General features: G+C 44.8%; 11 protein-coding genes. 4 read left to right on the plus strand and 7 right to left on the minus strand.

The window, feature by feature from the left end; all coding sequences use genetic code 11:
* Positions 1-49: 49 nt before the first annotated feature.
* The 3 genes from FR741_RS05725 to FR741_RS05735 all read right to left on the minus strand — a co-directional run bounded on the left by FR741_RS05725 (position 50) and on the right by FR741_RS05735 (position 7,124).
* Positions 50-1,003, minus strand: coding sequence for a hypothetical protein (locus FR741_RS05725; RefSeq protein ID WP_164666460.1), 954 nt, complete (start codon positions 1,001-1,003; stop codon positions 50-52).
* Between the two features lie 3 nt (positions 1,004-1,006).
* Positions 1,007-4,528, minus strand: a complete 3,522-nt coding sequence (locus FR741_RS05730) for a T6SS effector BTH_I2691 family protein (RefSeq protein WP_167426405.1) — start codon at positions 4,526-4,528, stop codon at positions 1,007-1,009.
* 262 nt (positions 4,529-4,790) lie between these two features.
* Complete coding sequence (locus FR741_RS05735) at positions 4,791-7,124, minus strand: YgiQ family radical SAM protein (RefSeq protein WP_167426406.1); 2,334 nt, start codon at positions 7,122-7,124, stop codon at positions 4,791-4,793.
* Positions 7,125-7,546: 422 nt separating this feature from the next.
* Here FR741_RS05735 and FR741_RS05740 point away from each other — a divergent pair, with 422 nt between their 5' ends.
* From FR741_RS05740 to FR741_RS05750, 3 genes are all read left to right on the plus strand, one after another.
* Positions 7,547-10,003 carry an EAL domain-containing protein gene (locus FR741_RS05740; protein ID WP_006742639.1) on the plus strand — a complete coding sequence of 819 codons (2,457 nt, stop codon included), beginning with the start codon at positions 7,547-7,549 and terminating at the stop codon, positions 10,001-10,003.
* Positions 10,004-10,088: 85 nt separating this feature from the next.
* Positions 10,089-10,799, plus strand: a complete 711-nt coding sequence (locus FR741_RS05745) for a hypothetical protein (RefSeq protein WP_012841615.1) — start codon at positions 10,089-10,091, stop codon at positions 10,797-10,799.
* Positions 10,800-10,952: 153 nt separating this feature from the next.
* On the plus strand, positions 10,953-11,153 hold the full coding sequence (locus FR741_RS05750) for a DUF4250 domain-containing protein (protein WP_005392843.1): 201 nt from the start codon (positions 10,953-10,955) through the stop codon (positions 11,151-11,153).
* Between the two features lie 19 nt (positions 11,154-11,172).
* Here the strand turns inward: FR741_RS05750 and metR are convergent, their stop codons facing one another.
* Positions 11,173-12,084 carry an HTH-type transcriptional regulator MetR gene (gene metR, locus FR741_RS05755; protein WP_167426407.1) on the minus strand — a complete coding sequence of 304 codons (912 nt, stop codon included), beginning with the start codon at positions 12,082-12,084 and terminating at the stop codon, positions 11,173-11,175.
* Between the two features lie 278 nt (positions 12,085-12,362).
* On the opposite strand from metR, the gene metE reads away from it, so the two are divergent.
* Positions 12,363-14,645 carry a 5-methyltetrahydropteroyltriglutamate--homocysteine S-methyltransferase gene (metE, locus tag FR741_RS05760; RefSeq protein WP_167426408.1) on the plus strand — a complete coding sequence of 761 codons (2,283 nt, stop codon included), beginning with the start codon at positions 12,363-12,365 and terminating at the stop codon, positions 14,643-14,645.
* Positions 14,646-14,779: 134 nt separating this feature from the next.
* On the opposite strand, the gene gspS2 is transcribed toward metE, so the two are convergent.
* The 3 genes from gspS2 to yciA form a co-directional block, all read right to left on the minus strand.
* Positions 14,780-15,172 (minus strand): GspS/AspS pilotin family protein, encoded by a 393-nt coding sequence (gene gspS2 / locus FR741_RS05765; RefSeq protein WP_048625727.1) that lies wholly within the window; start codon positions 15,170-15,172, stop codon positions 14,780-14,782.
* Between the two features lie 3 nt (positions 15,173-15,175).
* Positions 15,176-15,472: a YciI family protein gene (locus FR741_RS05770; RefSeq protein ID WP_005392847.1), complete on the minus strand. Its 297-nt coding sequence runs from the start codon at positions 15,470-15,472 to the stop codon at positions 15,176-15,178.
* A gap of 115 nt (positions 15,473-15,587) precedes the next feature.
* Positions 15,588-15,983, minus strand: a complete 396-nt coding sequence (yciA, locus tag FR741_RS05775; protein ID WP_005392848.1) for an acyl-CoA thioester hydrolase YciA — start codon at positions 15,981-15,983, stop codon at positions 15,588-15,590.
* Positions 15,984-16,167 lie beyond the last annotated feature (184 nt).

Consider the following 16,167-nt stretch of genomic DNA (forward strand, 5'->3'; position numbering starts at 1 on the left):
AAGGGCTCCAGAGTAATCTCTGGAGCCCTTTTTTAGTGCTTGTTGTGAACTATGAAACGGAAGTAGCCTGCTGTTCACCAGCCGCTTTTAAGCGTTCGATTTCTGATTCCGTTTGCCACTTGCCGTCGTAAAGATACTTACACTCTGGGAGTGGGGCTTTCGAAGCCCTTAAATCAAACACCTCATCGGTTTTATATTCTCGACTACAAACAGGAATACTAAACAGTCTTGATTCTGGCTTTGCTTCAAACAGCTTTTTGTGGTCCTCGACCTCTGTACAATTCAGTTTGTAGACCTTTGACAGTTGCGCGACCATGGATTCTAAATCTGCTTCAGTTTTAAAGAAAACGTAACAATCGAATCGATCTTGTGAGCGAAAGACAATCTCTTGAGCAGTATCTTGGTATTCGCACCTGTCATACTTAAAATAGAATTGGAGTACTTTTCTTTTCTTATTGTAATCAGCAAAAAGCCAATCTTCTCGCTCTCCAACTCTCACTTCTGTTGGTTCATCAGGCTGGCGTTTTAACATACCAAATGAAAGCAAAATGAAGGCACCTGCTCCCGCTAATGCCATTGGACCAACCAGTGCTACCATAACCACACACACCACTGCGCCTATCCAGCCAACAGCTTGCGTAGCGGTATTTACCCATTTAGGCATATTGCGACGTTTTTTCATCACAAAGCCTTTATCTGAAAAAATGTAGTCATATCGATAATCTAGGCCAATCGTAAGGTAAAAGACTCCGGCCATCATCACTGACAAAATAAAGGCAAAAATGGTTGCACCAACCGTATCGCTTGTATGTATAAAAAAAACCATTAGGAATGGTGCGATCACAAATGGAAGCGCAGTTAATTTGTAATGGTAGCGAAAAGGCTCCTCTACATCATACTTATGCCATGTTGTTAAATTGTCCCCTGTGAGAATCTCTTGCTCTTGTGCTTCTTGATAAACCGCCAATTCTTCTGGGGTGATATAAAATGGTGAATATGCCAAGGGTTACTCCTGAAAACCTAATGTGCCAACAACGGGGGTGAGTGCTTTTTTAATGATGTCTTGTTTAGTATTGTCTGAAATCACGCCATAAGTTGCACTCTGTTTTATGCTGTTTTGGAAGCAATACTCACGCTTAGCTGGGGCATCATCTTCCATATCGTACGTCACTTGAATAGCGAGGTATTGATCGGCCTCTTTAATCGGCAATGTCACCTTATACACCAGTAATTCTTTGCTCGCTTGGTTCTGGGTTTGTAGCGTGACTAAATCTGCGTTTTGATGCCACGAGCCGGACGTTAAATCATCTTCTGTTGCCTTGGTGTTGGTACTCACTGTAATACCATTCGTTGCTGCCCGCCTTGGCAGTTGAATATGCACTTCCAAACCGATTAACTCACGATGTGTGTAACCTGGGTAAGCTTGTACTTTTTCAATAGGTTGATGGTATACCGTAGGCTGCTGAATAATCGACTGTAAGTCAAACAGAGCTTGCTGTACCAAGGCTGAATTATGTTTTTCTCTTTCAGGCAAGCTCGCAGATTGGCTCCACTGAGTACGAGCAGGATGGTATCCCCATGGGAGTTTATCTAGCCATTTTTGGAAATCATCTTGTTTCAGCTTGTTCAGTTTATAATTGATGGCTAGGTATGCAACCGTGAGAACAGCTAAGAATGCCATTACGGGTCCACCAAAGGTCAAGTTTAGTGCAAATTGTCCAGTCAACCCTCCGTATGCTTGGAACAAACCAATTGCACTAGTTAAACCAAGTGTTGCGGTATTTATTATATGCAAAGATCTTTCAAGACCATAAACTTCATCAGCACTCTGCCAAGAACGGTACGCCTCACTACCCGAAGCCAACGCTCCTAAAGCTCCTGTAATCGCGAGCCATTTATTGAAGACCTTTAAATCATCAAGGATCAAGTTTTCAAAACCATTGGCATTTCGATCGACTAAATTTTTAAGAGTTTTCAGTGAGTGCTTTCTTAGTTTCTCATTCCCTTTAACATTATCCCATAATTTACCCGTCCGAATACCCGTCCAAGCACCGGCCGTGTAAAATAGCTTTTGCTGAATATCCAAGAAATCATCTTGGCTCATGAGCCCAGATTCTTGAATGCTGCTCATTGCATCAGCAAGTGCGAGACAGTTGAAAATCAGAGCTATGAAGCCCAGACCGCCTACATCTTCAAACCGTTTCTTAAGGTTGTTTAATCTGTTATCCCATATGTCTTTACGCATTTGGATTGTTGCCTCAAGTACGTCATCTGGGAGTTCTATATACTGTGGATATTCCAACGTCGCAACGGCCAAGCTTTTTTGAAGGTGCCGCTGTTGCTGGAGAGCCTTTTTATACTGCGTGTTTGATATAGTTTTATCGCCCTTGTTGAAGGCTGCTAATACTTCCTTGTTTTGGTTAGATGCGATGAGTTTTTTATCATGGTCGGACTTCCAAGTACCAAAATTTTGAGCGTAGCCCTTATTGACATTGATTGGAGTATCTATCGACAAACGTTCAACAATGGCAGCTCTTAAGTAAAAACTTGTTCGGGTGAGCGGTTTTGACAATAGAGATATCATTAAGATAGACGCTTGGGCTGTTAGGCTAACGCCAACCTCTATTACCCCCTTCAATAAAGCGCTGTTAGTCGCTTTGAATATGCTATCTAGCTCATCGAATCCTTTTGCTATATCTCTTAGAAATTCGGTTTCTGCAGTATTTGGGTTAGAAATAAAGTCCATTACTTTTGCATACATACCCACACGGTTACTTGCTGCCGAAACGTAGTCCATAAACTGTTTGTCTGAGTTTTCAGTGTCTGGAACAATTTTGGCGACGTCTACTTCACCTACCTGATTTGAAACTTGTTCAGGAATTAATTTCTCCACTTGTTTAAAGAGACTACGACTAAACCCGGAAGTGTAGAGTGCGAGTAAGCTGGTTGGTTTCTCCCATTGGCTTTCTGCCCATTGACGGTCTTCTTCTTGCACCACCAAAGTAAATGACTCAACCGCTTGCTTGTGCAGTTGATACAAGCTGTACTGCGTGTCTTCGCTGTATAGGTCGAAGGTTCTTTCAAGATGATGCGGCGTTAAGGACTCCATTACTGCGATAAAGTCGCGTTTGACCGAAACCACTTGGGCTAGCATGGTTTCTTTTTGTTCTGACAGCTCTTGCATTTCGCTCAGCATTTGCTTCCAGTTGAGCTGCTTGCGCCAGCGTTCAGTCGCTATCCATTGTTCGTATTTACCAAATCGGCTCGCAGAAATTCGATATTTGTCCTGTATCGTTTTGGCAATGCCAGTTTGGGTATGTTGGTGTGACTCAATCGCTCCAGCGGAAAATTTAGCAGGATAGCCGGACTGAACTGAACTTTTGTTCTGCTCTGCCAAATCAAGTTGGTTAGAGGAATCATAATACTCAGCCATGTCGGTATAAAACGACAGCTCTTCGCCGTTACGCTTAACGCTAGCTGGCATGTCTATCTCGTCACTTGCACCAAACATACACAGTTGCATGGCGGTCTGCATCAAACTCCACTGGTTTGAAAACTGGTCAGTAAAAAGGCGGTAAGGGCTTGCGGCACCAACAAAATGTAGTGACATATCTTGAATGTCTGCGGCGTAATCTTTTATCGCGACGAAGTAACCTGATTCTTCTTCTGGAATCGCAGAGGTTAAATCACTTTCGACTGCAACAGGTTTAAAGACAGAACCATCTTCATCTGCTTTGGTGGCGATGCCAGAATCCGCAAAGCGACCATCATCGACGGCAGAAGATTCAATATCAGCAACTTGGGTTAATTTATCTATTGGGGCAATGTTGTGCTGATTCTCGTTTTCAGACAGAACAATGGTTTGCATGCGATCGATATGATTACTCGGATTGTTAAGTACTCGCATGAACGTGTGCCATGTCCACCGGTGCTCAGAGAAACAAATCGATAGTACGCTTCCGTTGACGTAAGTAAGGAAGGGCTTTGCATCTTGTGGTGTCCCACGCTGTTCTGATTTTGGGCTTTCTGACTCTCCCAACTTATAGAGCGTGAATTGCGTTCCTTTGATTTCGTATTCGTCTAAGCTTTTGTTAATTGAATCATAGACATACAGCCAACCGTCGCGTAGTTGACGCAGGGTGTAGCCAACGGTATTGAGTTTGGCTGGGCCTTGGCCTTTCCATTCTTCTGGCAAACCAAAAGGTTGTGTTTCTTCCGTTTCCAGCTGATCGATGGCGTAGCGAACAGGGATGAAGTGTGCCGGTAAAGCCTCTGTTGGTTCTTTCTCGTTTTTTAAATTGAGAGGTTCTGGTTCTGACGGCGGTGGCGGATCGATTTTTTTTGTTTCTCCCTCCCAAAACATACTGCGCTTTGGGGGTGAGCCTGCAAGATCATCGGATTCCGTGGTTGGAACGATATTCAGCGATTTCAACGTGCCATCGCTTTCAAATGCCTGAACGGCTTCTTCGTGGGTATAGCTGTTGTCGTGCCAGAACATCGAAGTTTTTGGAGGAAGTGGATTACTCATCGTTAGCCCATGTTTAAGAGTTTTACTCTATTACGCAAATATCGAACCAAAATAAAGCAATTAAAAATCAATGAGTTAGTTTTCTATTATTTTTCTTCAATCAAATAATTGTTTGTTTTTCCAATAAGTTGGTTGGTGTTTACCATTTTTTGTATTGATTGAATCAAAGTTTGAGTTGTGAGTGATACCTCAATGAACCGACAAAACAAAAGGGCTCCAGAGTTACCTCTGGAGCCCTTTCTAGTATTTAAGTGCTGAAGAATTAACGACGCTTTGGTTTACGTTGACCAGCTGGTTTGCCTTGTCCTTGTGGGCGACCTTGACCTTGCGGCTTGCTACCTGCTGGGCGGTTTGCACCGTTGCCGCTAGGACGTTGGCCGTTGCTTGCAGGGCGTTGACCACCTTTTGCTTTGTCAGAGCCGTTCCGGTTGCCAGATGGTTTACCATCTTTTGAACCGCCTTCAGAGCGTTTGTTCAAATGACCACCGAAGCCCGGTTGGTTTTTGGTATGTTTCGTAGCAAAGCGGTTTGCCCCGTGACGACCAGATTTACGACGTTGTGCAGGTGTTTGTGCTTCAATGTCTTCCGCAGGAACGAGACAGCCTTGTTTGTCACCAATCAAATGTTTTTTACCCATGCTGATTAGGGCTTCACGGATCATTGGCCAGTTTGCTGGATCGTGGTAACGCAACAGCGCTTTATGTAGGCGACGTTGACGTTCACCTTTTGCTACAGGTACATCTTCACGTTTCTTATACTTCACTCGTTTCAGAGGGTTTGTCTCTGAGTAGTACATCGACGTTGCGTTACACATTGGCGAAGGGTAGAAGTTTTGTACTTGGTCACACTCGAAGTTGTTTTTCTTCAGCCACAGAGCAAGGTTCAGCATGTCTTCGTCTTCTGTGCCTGGGTGCGCAGAGATAAAGTAAGGGATTAAGTACTGCTTCTTACCCGCTTCTGCGCTGTACTTCTCGAACATCTCTTTAAAGCGATCATACGTGCCCATGCCAGGTTTCATCATCAGATCAAGAGGGCCTTTCTCTGTATGTTCCGGTGCAATCTTCAAGTAACCACCTACGTGATGAGTTACGAGCTCTTTCACGTATTCTGGTGATTCAATCGCAAGGTCGTAACGTACGCCAGATGCGACCATCACTTTCTTCACGCCTTCAACTTTACGCGCTTCGCGGTATAGATCGATGGTGTGTTTATGGTCTGTATTTAACTTGTTACAGATGCCCGGGAATACACAGGATGGACGACGACAGTTCGCTTCCGCTTTTGGATCTTTACAGCCCAGACGGTACATGTTTGCAGTCGGGCCACCAAGATCGGAAATTGTGCCGGTAAAGCCCGGAACTTTGTCGCGAATTTCTTCAATTTCGTTAATGATTGACTCTTTCGAGCGGTTTTGAATGATTCGGCCTTCGTGCTCGGTAATCGAACAGAAAGAACAGCCACCAAAACAACCACGCATGATGTTCACAGACGTTTTGATCATGTCATACGCTGGAATTTTCGCTTTGCCGTACATAGGATGAGGAACACGCGCGTAAGGCAGGCCAAACACAAAGTCCATCTCTTCGGTCGTCAATGGGATTGGGGCTTGGTTTACCCAAAGTTCACGATCACCATGGCTTTGAAGTAACGCTCGACCAGAGTACGGGTTTGTTTCTAAATGCAATACACGACTTGCGTGGGCATAAAGAATGCGATCGTTTCTTAGTTTTTCAAAAGAAGGTAAGCGAACCGCAGTTGTCGCAGCATCGTGGCGTGATGGGCGAATCGTGATTGGTTGTGCAACTGGCTCATCTTTTTTAGTTTCACACTGAGTTTCTACTTCGTATGGGTTCTTTGGTACGAACGCTTCTTTACGAGGTTTTTCAATGCGAGAAGAATCGATAACCGTGTAGCCTTCTGGCGCGGTTGGCAGGTTCACGGCTGTACCACGAATATTAGTCATGGTGCTGATGTCTTCACCATTTGCGATGCGATGCGCTACTTCTACAAGTGCACGCTCTGCGTTACCGAAAAGTAAGATATCTGCTTTTGCATCAAACAGTACCGAACGGCGAACTTTGTCTGACCAGTAATCGTAGTGCGCAACACGGCGTAGGCTGGCTTCGATACCACCTAAAACAATAGGCACTTCTTTATAGGCTTCACGACAACGCTGAGAGTAAACCAAAGTCGCGCGGTCTGGGCGTTTGCCACCTTCGTTATTGGGGGTGTACGCGTCATCGTGACGAAGTTTTTTATCCGCGGTGTAACGGTTGATCATGGAGTCCATGTTACCCGCAGTGATCCCGAAGAACAGATTTGGCTTACCAAGCTGCATGAATGCATCTTTGTTTTGCCATTCTGGTTGAGCAATGATACCGACACGGAAACCTTCTGCTTCTAGCAGACGGCCAATGATAGCCATACCAAAGCTTGGGTGATCCACGTAAGCATCACCGGTTACGATGATAATGTCACAGCTATCCCATCCTAGGGCGTCCATTTCTTTGCGACTGGTCGGCAAGAAAGGTGCCGTACCAAAACACTCTGCCCAGTATTTTTTGTACTCATGAATAGGAGTGATGTTATTGGTCATATTTTGCTCTCTGTTCCAGGGAGCGCGAATTATAGCGATTTGAGGATCAGGTATCTATACCAAACTCATCTATTCAAGCTTAGTTCATCGAGTTTTATTTGGTTTGCAAAAATATCAAGGCTATATCGGCGATTTTATGTCTAATATCACCTTGAAAGCCTCATGGTTATAGGTCGAGTCGTGAAAAATGTCGCAATGTTAATACAACCAATAAGCAATGGTGTGCTTATTAAAAACAACGCCTATAATCAAATTAATGCATAGGAAAATGCAAAAAGCCGAACAAGCTCTGAAAAGGTTCTAAGTCGATTGGCTTACGTTGCCAGAATCTATTTTACAAGAGGATCAGCAGGTCCCAAATGGAATAAGGCACGTTGACTACGAACCCTGAGCATGAGGCTAATTAAAAAGGGGGCTAGGGAATGAGTGACTCAACAACAATAGCACATGAAAAAGTGCAACCGACATCCAATCCGACTCCAGTGATTGAATGGTCTTACAAGATTGATACTCGCGAGTTCGAATGCGACCAGCTAGGAATGGCAAATGCTTTTGGGTTAAATACGCCAGTCACCTGCTTAGATGATTTGTTTGAGCACATGCTGATGGGGCAACAGGAAACACTAAGGCAACGAATTTTAGAAGTGGAGCTCCTAGGTGGGCAAGGTCGTTTTTCTTGTTGCATGATGCTTAATGAAGCTCGCTTAATACATGTCACAATTAGCTTTGAAAAGCTCAATGAGCGTATTGTTCAAGGCTCTATCATCCCGCAATTGACGATCACTGGCTGCGAAGAGTTAGCGAAAATTCTCGAAACGATATTTGATTTACCGAATGTAGGGGTTTTAGTCGCGGACGAAGACACCCGAATCTTAGGTTGTAACCGTGCCTTTGAATTGCAAATGGGTTATCAAAACCGTGATTTGGTTGGACTTAAAACCTATATCTTTAGCACATCTCACCATAGTCAGGCGTTTTACGACCAACTCTGGCAACATATTGATGATGAAGGATACTGGAGCGGTAATTTATTGAGTAGAACTGCAAATGGTAGTAATCAGGCACATCATCTTTGTATCTATCGGCTAACGTTTCATTCTGGACGGATTCTTTATCTCGGCTTCTCTACTGACATTTCGGCTTCCTTGTTGTGGATGAAAAATCGCTGTGAACAACAACATGATTGGTCAGCTTTTTTGCCTTCTAGAGAAGAGTTCGAACTGCAATTAGCTAATTTGGCGAACGAAAGTGGGAGTAAAGAACTCAATATCGTCATGACTCTCAGACCTAATTTTTCTGAAAAATGCTTACTTGAACAGCAACTAGGCTTCGCCGATTTTATTATGCGAAGCCGCTACACCAGTATCGCGGGTCAACTTTCTAGGGATGTGTTTGTTGTCTGTTTACAAACTCCTCACTGTCAATGGCTAAGTCCTTTACGTTTGATTCAAATTGCGATGAAAGGGTTCTTCACTGAGCTTAGGAATGAAATGGGAACAAAAATGCATACCACTATCGTCGAGGGACAAACGGGTGTGTCAATCCTCGGCTATGATACAAACAGGCCAAAGCAAGCGTTAGCGCATGCAGCCCAGGCGATGTTGTCCTCACTTTCTGGAGAAGGTGGCTATTTTAATTTTTATAATAGTGAGCTTCATTCTGAGTTAGTCAAACGCCAGCATTTAGAGGCATTTTTGGAAGCGCAAATCGACAGTGGGCTGGTGGATGTTCATTTTCAACCCATAATTGATAGCCGAACTGGTAAAGTCGTTAAGTTCGAGGCCTTAGCGCGCTTTTATCATGAAAGTGATGCCTATAGCACTCAAGAGATGATTACTGTTATTGAAGATTTAGAGTTGATTGCGGCTCTGGATGATGAGGTTTGTCAAGCCGCGCTCAAACACTTTCCACGCTTGCAAGACATATATGGCGAGGAAATAGGGTTAACCATCAATCGCTCACTGAATACTAAATTGGATTCGCTCCAGGTTCTTCAGCGTTCGCATGACCTAATTAAAGCCAGTGGTGTCGATCCTAAACGAGTCACGATTGAGCTGACGGAAACAGCGTATTTTGAGCAAGACGAAGAGCATACGCAAGCGCTAGAGCAAGTGCGCAAAGAGGGCATTAAAATTGCGATTGATGACTTCGGTACAGGGTATTCTTCTTTTTCTTATCTAGAGAAAGGGCAGTTTGATTTACTGAAAATAGACCGAAAATTCGTTAAGAACATTCAGCATGGCAATACCAGTTATAACATTGTCAAAATGGTCACTGATCTTGCTCAGCAAATGAATGTAAAAGTGGTTGCCGAGGGCGTGGAGTCAGAACAGGAGCTTCAAACATTGGCTGAAATAGGTGTGGATTACATGCAAGGCTTTTTGTTCTCTCGTGCTCGGCCTGTCGATTTGATGGAGAAAGCGGAAAGTTACGAACATTTGTTTTCGGGTGTTGCTGTCAAACCAAAACAAGATGATGTATTGCAATCACTGAGCCATGAAGAGGTCAGGCACCTTGATCCCGGGGAGCCATTATCGTTGGCGGTGGAATATATGAATTTAAGTCCAAGTTCGCCGTTGGTTGTCATTAACGAAAAGCGCTGTGTTGGCTTAGTTACCAAAGAGCAAGTTAACTTACACCTAACGCCTTCCATGGGGACCGAATTAGAGACTGAGCGAGAAAATTGGATTTGGAAACGTCCGGTGAACCAGATAATGAGCACGGAGTTTGTGCTCGTCAATGCGCATTTGTCCGTCGCTGCTATTCGCGAGCTAATCAAAACAGGCATTCGCTTCCCGTGGGTTTTATGTGATGAAAAAGAAGAATACAGAGGCGTGTTAACTCAAGAAGATGCGTTGAAGTATCTCGCTTCTTGTTGAATAAAAAGTCTCGCTGTTCTAGTACATTTGGGGATAGACTTTCGGTGGTTTGACGATAGGTGATTTGCTATTATCGCACCCCAAAATGACTTTTGAGCGTGCATTTAACATGATTCAACAATTGCTGGTTACTTTTCCTCCGATGCTATTTGGCGCGCAAGCGCTACTGACTTTACTTCTCATCAAGGGCGATATTTGTCCGGGTCAGAGAGGCCGTCTTCATAAAATGTTGCCAGCAGTGGCGTTATTGTGGCTTGCGGTTGCTTCTCTTCGCATTGAAGCATTTATGATCGTGTTCGCTATTTTCTATTTCTACTCTCAGGTTCAAACCAAGAAAACGCGTGAAAAAGGCCCTCTTTGGGCGATGCATTTAGCGAATGGTTTGGCTTTTGCGTATGTAAGTATTCAAGCATTTGAACAGCCAAGCTGGCCTGCGTCTATTGCGATGGCAATAATGATATTTTTCCTTGGGGCGTCATTCTCTCAATTGCTTCTGACTATCGCTCGTAGCAGATTGCAGGCATTTCACCGCATTTTGCCCGTTACGGGCATTGTGTCTGGAATGCTGCTGGTAATCGCAACGCTATTTGCTTCTTACCAGTTAAATGAAGCGACATTGAGCGCCGCAACACAACCAATTTTATTGTCTTTAGCCATGCTCATTTCTTCAATCATTGTTTGGTGCTGGCATATCTTCACACATAAAAAACCGGAAAAGGTTCAACTGAGCGTCGCCCTGTTGCTCGCGCTTGCGTCAATGACGAGCCTACAAGGTTTATTCTCTCTGGCGGCTTAATCGCGAGTCGAGAAACAGAGCAATACTGCTTGTACTCAAGTCCTTTCTAGGTTGCTTGAGTATAAGGCACTCACGTTTTGGATCGCGCTCACTTTAAATTCACATGATTACGTCTACGCTTGTTTATATACCTTGTCGAAGAGGAGAGTCGCGATGGATTTAAGCAATGTAGGTAATTTGGACAGCATTATTTTGCTAGGTATCGTCAATGAAAAGCTACGTTTAGAGTGCGACAGTTTTGACGAGTTAGTATCGGTGTATGAAATGGATGTAGAGTCCGTAGTAGGCAAGCTTGATATGCTTGGTTATCAGTACGATCCATTGACCAACCAATTTAAAGCATATCAACGCTAAACCTTCTTAATCCATATCCCTAAGCCATCTTGATTCCGTCAAGGTGGCTTTTACATTGTAGCCTTGCGGTTGCGAAAAAGGCTTGTAAGTAACGTTTATCTTTCTCTGAGTGACGCGTTGCAGCAAATAAGCGACGCCATAAGCCTTGGCCAAAAGGTTTACTGGCAATAAGGCCTTGGCGAGAAAATTCAGAAATCGCCCAATTTGGCAGTGCTGCAACCCCTAATCCAGCGGAGACCATTTGCACTAACATCAGAGTATTGTCGGCTTGCTTCCATTTGGCGGGTTCTACCCCCGCTGGCTGCAAGAAGTGTTTTACGACGTCTAGCCTTTGTTTTTGAACCGGATAAGAGAGCATGGTTTGATCTGCGAGATCTTGCGGATTAATAACTTCTTTTTCCGCCAGTGGGTGGTTGGTCGCGGTAATTAAGCGCATTTCAAAGTCGAACAAAGGTTCATAATGTACTTCAGAACGAGGTTGAATATCTGACGTGATAACGAGATCTAACTCGCCAGCCAACAATGCGGGTAGGGGCTCAAACCCAAAGCCGGACGAAAAATCCAACGTGACGCTTGGCCACGCTAATTGATATTCCCTTAGAGCAGGCATGAGCCATTGGAAACATGAGTGACATTCAATCGCCATATGCAACCGACCATTGACGTCTTCTTTCAAGCTTGCCAAATCATTTTCTGCTCTTGCGAGTTTGGGAAGAATATCTTCTGCAAGACGCAATAGGATTTCTCCCTCTGAAGTGAACTTCACCGGACGAGTTTTTCTAAGGAATAATTGTCCCCCAATCCGTGCCTCTAAATCTTTGATCTGGTGAGACAAGGCCGATTGAGTGAGATGCAACGCGGTCGCGGTCGCGGTTAGAGAGCCGGTGTCTCGAAGCGAAGTGAGTGTCCGCAAATGTTTTAGCTCTATCATGAATTCCTTTCATCCTTTGTTGCTCGCTATGAACAGAATAGCAATCGTATAAATAACTTAACGACAAAAAATGGATATGTAAACGTCTAGACGTCTATTTGTTGTGTTTATTTGCGAATCATGTCTCCTCATGATGAATTTTTTTAATAAACAAGTTGAATAAATGGACGTTGTTCAAACCGCAGATGAGAGCGATAGTTTAGCCATCCAGACATCTTTTATGACGAAAGATACTCTGACCCAAACAAATTGAACAAGATTGAAAAAGGAATAGGGACATGGCTACAACAACGCACGTACTAGGTTATCCACGCATCGGTGAAAAACGAGAATTAAAATTCGCTCAGGAAAAATACTGGCGCGGAGAAATTGGTCAAGCAGAGCTTAAAAAGGTTGGGGAAGATCTGCGCGCTAAAAACTGGCAAACGCAAACAGATGCTGGCTTGAGTTTTACCACCGCTGGCGATTTTGCTTGGTACGATCATGTACTGACGACCACGTTGTTACTGGGTCACGTGCCAAAACGTCACGCAGACGGTTTCCCTGATTTGGATACGCTATTCAAAGTGGGTCGCGGTCAATCTCAAGCGGGTTGCGGCTGTGCGGGCGCTGCAGCATCGGATATGACTAAATGGTTCAACACAAACTACCACTACATCGTACCTGAATTTAGCAAGGACGATACATTTGAAGTGAGCTGGCCTCAACTGTTTGAAGAAGTCAACGAAGCAACCCAAGCTGGGCATAAAGTGAAGCCAGTTTTGCTTGGCCCAGTCAGTTATCTTTACTTAGGTAAAGAGGTAGAAGAAGGATTCGATCGCCTGACGCTACTGCCACGATTGCTTACGGCTTACCAAGCTATTTTGGCAAAGCTCGCGAGTCAAGGTGTTGAGTGGGTTCAGATTGATGAGCCAATTTTGTCACTAGAGCTTGAAAGTCAGTGGGCTGATGCGTTCAAGCTAGCGTACCAAGTGATTCGAAGCGATGTAAAAGTGCTGCTAACGACGTACTTTGACTCTATAAGCGATACGCTAGACAAAATTGTAAAGCTACCAGTGGATGGTTTACATATCGATTTATCTGCCGCGCCTCAGCAGCTTGACGACGTGGTTGCCAAACTACCGGAGGGTTGGGTGCTGTCTGCTGGCGTGGTCAACGGTCGTAACGTGTGGCGCTCGGATTTGAGTGCGCAACTTGAACGTCTACAGCCAGTAAAAGAAAAACTGGGCGACAACCTTTGGGTTGCGAGCTCATGCTCTTTGCTACATAGCCCGGTTGATCTGGAACTGGAAACAGAACTCAGTGAGGAAGTGAAAAGCTGGTTTGCGTTCGCAAAACAAAAAGTAACAGAAGTCGCCTTGCTTGGCCACGCACTCGATGGTGATCAAGATGCGATTCTCGCTTGTGATACCTACAGCCAGCCAATCAAAGCACGTAAAACGGCAACGCATGTGAATAAGCCACAAGTTCAAGCACGTTTAAACAGTATTACTGCGTCACTTGCCGAGCGCAGCGCACCTTACGCGGAGCGTGCTGCGCATCAAGCTGAAGTATTGGGCTTGCCTCTGTTGCCAACCACGACAATCGGTTCTTTCCCTCAAACGGGTGAAATTCGTGTTCAGCGCAGCGCTTATCGCACTGGCCAGTTATCTGAGTCCGACTATATCCAAGCACTAAAAGGACACATTGCGGATGCCGTAAAACGCCAAGAAGCCCTTGACCTAGATGTGCTTGTGCATGGTGAAGCTGAGCGTAACGACATGGTAGAATACTTCGCGGAGAACTTGGCGGGCTTCCAAACGACGAAATTTGGTTGGGTACAGAGTTATGGCTCTCGCTGTGTGAAACCAGCCATTGTGGTTGCCGACATTGAGCGTGAAAAGCCGATTACGGTGGAATGGTCGACGTACGCACAATCGCTAACCAGCAAGCAGATGAAAGGTATGCTGACGGGCCCGGTAACGATTTTATGTTGGACATTCCCGCGTGAAGACATCACACGTCAAGAAATCGCCCAGCAACTGGCACTGGCACTGCGTGATGAGGTTTCTGATCTGCAAGATGCAGGCATCAATATCATTCAAATCGATGAGCCTGCGATTCGTGAAGGTCTGCCGTTGAAAAAGCGCGATCACAAAGCGTATTTAGAATGGGCGGTGGATGTATTTAAGATCTCGGCAGCGAGTGCAAAACCAGAGACTCAGATTCACACTCACATGTGTTACAGCGAGTTCAATGAAATCATTGATTCAGTCGCGGCGCTCGATGCAGATGTGATTACCATTGAAACATCACGCTCAAATATGGAACTGCTTAAAGCGTTTGAAGAGTTCAATTACCCGAATGAAATCGGTCCAGGTGTTTATGACATTCACTCACCAAACATTCCGACGGAAGAGTGGATTGAAGGCCTAATAAAGAAAGCGGCAGAAAAAATTCCGGTACAACGTTTGTGGGTGAACCCAGACTGTGGTCTGAAAACACGTAACTGGGCAGAGACGGAATCGGCATTGGCGAACCTCGTGTCAGCGGCGAAGAAACTTCGTGCTGAGCTGGCGTAAGGCACCTTTTTTAGCAAATAAAAACGGAGACCGTTGTCTCCGTTTTTCTATTCTTAGCCGTTCATTTTCGTCGTTATACTATCCCGCAATAGCGGATGAATTGCTCGTATCGAAAAAAAACGCACTCACTGTGGCTATTTCATTTGAGTACAAGTTTGCGCGGAAACCAACTCATCTGCCATCAACTGACCGCGAGAGTTACGCACTTTAATACGGTACATTAAGCCCATATCAATTTGCTTACGAACTTCCGGGTTATTGCAATAGGTGTAGATACTGGTATTCAGTACTTGATTTAACGGCTTTGCACCGAGTGCGTCATCGTTATAAATCATCATCATCTCAACAACATTTTTGTTGGATGAGACACGCATTATCTGCAGTGGACCGTATTCCAAAGGGAGACCTGCGGACAAGACTCCCGCTCGGTTTGATGCCAATAGCTCAAGCTGGCGTTGATTATCATCGGTAGATGAACAGCCCGCTAACGCACCAAATGCCAAGAAAAGACACAGTAATTTTTTCATAAATTAAAACACTTTTTTGAACGGTTTCACGATTACATTATCGTAAACACCAGCCGCTACGTAAGGATCGGCTTCTGCCCACGCTTTAGCGTCTTCTAGAGAGGCGAACTCAGCGATGACAGTCGAGCCCGTAAATCCAGCTTCTCCTGGGTTGTCAGAGTCTATCGCAGGCATAGGGCCAGCAGTAAGAAGGCGACCTTCGTCTTGAAGCTTTTGTAAGCGCTCCAAGTGTTGCGGGCGAACGCTCATGCGTTTTTCCAGCGAGTTCTCGACGTCCTGAGAAAAGATGACATACCACATAGCATAGTTCCTTAATTGGTAGGGTAAAGTGTTAATTTAACGCCTTTTTTGTGTCTCTCACAAGTGAACAACAGAAAATGTGAGATCCTTTCTAACAGTTAGCGCTGTAGGTTGACTAATTCTGAACCGGGCGTGGTTTGCCTTCACTGTCAATGGCTACGTAGTTGAAAGTCGCATCACAAACCATGAAGCGCTCGCCGACACCGTGTGCTTTTACCGGCTTGACCCATACTTCCAGATCGACACTCATTGAGGTGCGACCAATCTTAGTGCATTCGCCATAGCAGCAAACGACATCGCCAACACCTACAGGCTTCTTGAAGGTAATGCTTGACACTGAAACGGTAACAACGCGACCAGAAGAGATCTCTTTGGCCAGAATCGCACCTGCTAGGTCGAGCTGAGACATAATCCAACCACCAAAAATATCGCCATTGGCATTAGTATCGGCAGGCATTGCAAGGGTACGAAGCAGCAGTTGACCTCTCGGAGAGCTAATTTCTTGACTCATTGTGACATCCTAAATCTTAAAGGCGCTCAAACTAAGCGCCAACATAGTAAATACCTAGAACCAAAGGTCCTTAAAAAAACCGCAGACACCGGACCAGAGAAAGTTGGTTTACAGCAGCAAGAATGGTCTGATTCCGGTATGCCGTTTGATCGGTTTAGTGATACATGGAGCAAAACAGCGACCC

The organism is Vibrio diabolicus (assembly GCF_011801455.1).
Lineage (GTDB): Bacteria > Pseudomonadota > Gammaproteobacteria > Enterobacterales > Vibrionaceae > Vibrio > Vibrio diabolicus.

Coding starts and splice junctions, on each gene's coding strand:
- FR741_RS05740 (WP_006742639.1), top strand. CDS start 7,547: ATGAGTGACTCAACAACAATAGCACATGAAAAAGTGCAACCGACATCC.
- yciA (WP_005392848.1), bottom strand. CDS start 15,983: ATGAGTCAAGAAATTAGCTCTCCGAGAGGTCAACTGCTGCTTCGTACC.
- metR (WP_167426407.1), bottom strand. CDS start 12,084: ATGATAGAGCTAAAACATTTGCGGACACTCACTTCGCTTCGAGACACC.
- FR741_RS05745 (WP_012841615.1), top strand. CDS start 10,089: ATGACTTTTGAGCGTGCATTTAACATGATTCAACAATTGCTGGTTACT.
- FR741_RS05770 (WP_005392847.1), bottom strand. CDS start 15,472: ATGTGGTATGTCATCTTTTCTCAGGACGTCGAGAACTCGCTGGAAAAA.
- gspS2 (WP_048625727.1), bottom strand. CDS start 15,172: ATGAAAAAATTACTGTGTCTTTTCTTGGCATTTGGTGCGTTAGCGGGC.
- FR741_RS05730 (WP_167426405.1), bottom strand. CDS start 4,528: ATGAGTAATCCACTTCCTCCAAAAACTTCGATGTTCTGGCACGACAAC.
- metE (WP_167426408.1), top strand. CDS start 12,363: ATGGCTACAACAACGCACGTACTAGGTTATCCACGCATCGGTGAAAAA.
- FR741_RS05750 (WP_005392843.1), top strand. CDS start 10,953: ATGGATTTAAGCAATGTAGGTAATTTGGACAGCATTATTTTGCTAGGT.
- FR741_RS05735 (WP_167426406.1), bottom strand. CDS start 7,124: ATGACCAATAACATCACTCCTATTCATGAGTACAAAAAATACTGGGCA.